The sequence below is a fragment of the Pseudomonas sp. GXM4 genome, from assembly GCF_008923895.1.
In the GTDB taxonomy this organism is placed as follows: Bacteria; Pseudomonadota; Gammaproteobacteria; order Pseudomonadales; family Pseudomonadaceae; genus Aquipseudomonas; species Aquipseudomonas atacamensis.
Window position 1 is genome coordinate 1 of sequence record NZ_WBRZ01000439.1, and the last position, 2,669, is coordinate 2,669.

Consider the following 2,669-nt stretch of genomic DNA (forward strand, 5'->3'; position numbering starts at 1 on the left):
GAAGGTAAGGATGGGCCTGAAAATGTTGTCTTGGAGGTAAAAAACTGGCGTTCCGCTAATGGTAAACCCGGTTTCAAAGATAAATAAAAGCAACCCCCTATTGGCTTTATCTTCCAATAGGGGGCCATCTCTGTTCAGCTTTCCTTTTTGATTTCCACCCCAGGCGTAATCACCTGCACACTCATCCTTGGCGTCGCCAGATCCAGCCCCGCCTCATCCAGTTGCCTTTTCAGCGACAAATTGAACGCCCGGGAAACTTCCCACTGCTTGATCGGCGCAGTCTTGAACCGTGCGCGCAAAATCGCGCTGCCGGACTCGAAACTTTCCACACCCTGAATCTCCAGCGGCGACCAGATGTTGCGGCGTTGTAGCGGATCGCTGCGCATCTTCTGGCCGACGTCGCGCATCAGTTTGATCGCGTCGTCGATTTCCATGTTGTACGGCACGGCGACGCGGAAGATGGCGTAGCCGAATTCCCGCGAGTAGTTCTTGATGCTTTTGATTTCGCTGAACGGGATGGTGTGGACGATGCCGTCGATGTCGCGCAGGCGCACGGTGCGGATGGTCAGGCCTTCGACGGTGCCGAGGTGGCCGCCGACGTCGACGTAATCGTCGATGGCCAGGGAGTCTTCGATGATGATGAACAGGCCGGTGATCAGGTCGGCGACCAGCGACTGCGCACCGAAGCCGATGGCCAGACCGATCACGCCGGCACCGGCCAGCAGCGGCGTGACGTTCATGCCCATGTTCGCCAACGCGACGATCAGCGCGATGATGAAAATCGCCACGAACAGCACGTTGCGGATCAGCGGCATCATCGTCTGCGCCCGTGCATTCGCCAGGCCTTTGCGCGAGCGGGTGAGGGCGTGGTGCACGGCGGTGTCGGCGAGGATCCAGATCAGCCAGGAGAAAATCAGCGTGCCGATCAGGCTGAACAGTTTGACGCTGATGTCATGGCCATCGCCTTCGGCGAACGCGATCAGCGAATGGCCCCAGACGCGCAGGCCCAGTTCGATGAAGATCAGCCACACCAGCAAATGCGTCAGGGTGTAGAAGAAGTTTTTCAGTCGCTCCGAATACAGCGCATGGCGTTTCGGCCCGCGTTGCGGTTTCAGCGAATGGCGGCGCACGAGGCCGTTGATGACCATGCACAACACCAGCAGCACTGTGCAGATCAGCGACTGCCGCAGGGCGGTGCTGGTGTCGCCGGCGGAGACGAAGGTGGCGAACAGCGAGATGCCGACCAGCACCAGTGCCGGCACGTACCAGAAGGTGCCGAGGATTTCGATGGTGTCGCTGAGGGCGCGGCGGGTCAGGCGCCGCGACAGCGGTTGGTTGCGGATCAGGTGTGCGATCGGTCGGCGGAATCGCAGAATGAACAGGCCGGTCGACAGCGCCGCGAGCACATTGGCAGTGGTCGCGGCGGTGTGCGCCAGATGCACGCCCAGGCTCTCGACCAGACGCGGATCACTCAGCGCTTCACCAAACGCGGCGAAGCTGCCGATCAGCCACAGCGGCCGAAACGCCTGATGACGCAGAATGTACAGCGCGCGATGGCGGTGCGGGCCATCGAGCAGGGAGAAGGCGATCACGCAGATCGCCGAAAAACAGGTGCCGACCACCAAGGCATAGGCCAGCACCATCGCCAGGCTTTTGCCCAGTGACGACGGCAGCACGTAGCTCATGTACACCGTCATCACCAATGCGATCAGCCACGGCCCGAGCTTGCGCAGGGCAAAGCGCAGCATGTCGAGGGCCTTGGGGTGTTGCGGCAGTTCTTCGGTGAGGCCGAAGCGCAGACGCACGCGGTGGCTGAGCCAGATCAGCGCGGCGGCGAGCAGGCTCCAGACCATCAGGATCACCGCGAAACCGAAAATGATCGGCAGCCATTCATTGGCCGGCAGCAGCTTGCTGGTCAGTTCGTCCTTGGCCAGATCGAATTCGTTGGACCAGCGGGTGAGCGGGCTGTCGGCGCCGGAAAACTGTTTTTCGAAGCTGGCGAGGGTGCCGCCGATCAGGCCCAGCACGCCTTCTTCGGGGGTGGTCTGAGCTTTCTTCGTGGCGTCGCGCAGCTTCTTCAGATCACTGAGCAGCTGCGCGCGTTGCTTGTCGTTTTCCAGCGACTTGATCACTTCGTCCAGGGACTGGCCGAGGGGTTCCACGGCTTCAGGCTGCGGTTTGGAAGTGTTGAGCAGGCCGGGCAGACCGACTGCCTGGGCGGGCGCCAGCGGCAGCAGCGTCATCAGGCAGACAAGCAGCAGACCGGGCAAAGCAAAAAGACGAGCAAACACCAGAAGACAACCTCGCGATAGGCGGATGCGCTGGAGTGTACGAGGCCCCTTGGCGCAATGCGAGCCGGGCGCGGTCATTCGTTGAGTTTGGCGAGGATCTTGTAGACCACCGTGGCGAGGATCATCAGCATGCCGATCCACATGGCGAACACCCCGGCGTTCTTGTCGCGGAAGTTGAAGCCGATGGCCAGCAGGATCATTCCGCTGAGGATGGGAATGAGCATGGCGTGGAAGGAGGACATCGAGATCATGAAGACTGCCTTGTCTGTAGAGGATTCTTGCAGTCTAGGCGGGTTTTCGAGGCAGGGTGTGATGTGGCTCAGGAATGCATCAGGCCGAGAGGATTCTGCTGTCTGCACAGGCGCTTTCGCGAGCAGG

Annotated in this window: 3 protein-coding genes; 1 reads left to right on the forward strand and 2 read right to left on the reverse strand. The window is 60.8% G+C overall.

The window, feature by feature from the left end; genetic code table 11:
- On the forward strand, positions 1–87 hold an 87-nt coding region (locus tag F8N49_RS27110), incomplete at its 5' end, for a bacteriocin immunity protein (RefSeq protein ID WP_178117086.1).
- A 47-nt stretch (positions 88–134) separates the two neighbouring features.
- On the opposite strand, the gene F8N49_RS27115 is transcribed toward F8N49_RS27110, so the two are convergent.
- Together F8N49_RS27115 and F8N49_RS27995 are read right to left on the reverse strand one after the other, a co-directional pair.
- Positions 135–2,291: a mechanosensitive ion channel family protein gene (locus F8N49_RS27115; protein WP_122602869.1), complete on the reverse strand. Its 2,157-nt coding sequence runs from the start codon at positions 2,289–2,291 to the stop codon at positions 135–137.
- Positions 2,292–2,365: 74 nt separating this feature from the next.
- Positions 2,366–2,542, reverse strand: coding sequence for a hypothetical protein (locus F8N49_RS27995; protein ID WP_016773747.1), 177 nt, complete (start codon positions 2,540–2,542; stop codon positions 2,366–2,368).
- Between the last annotated feature and the right edge of the window lie 127 nt (positions 2,543–2,669).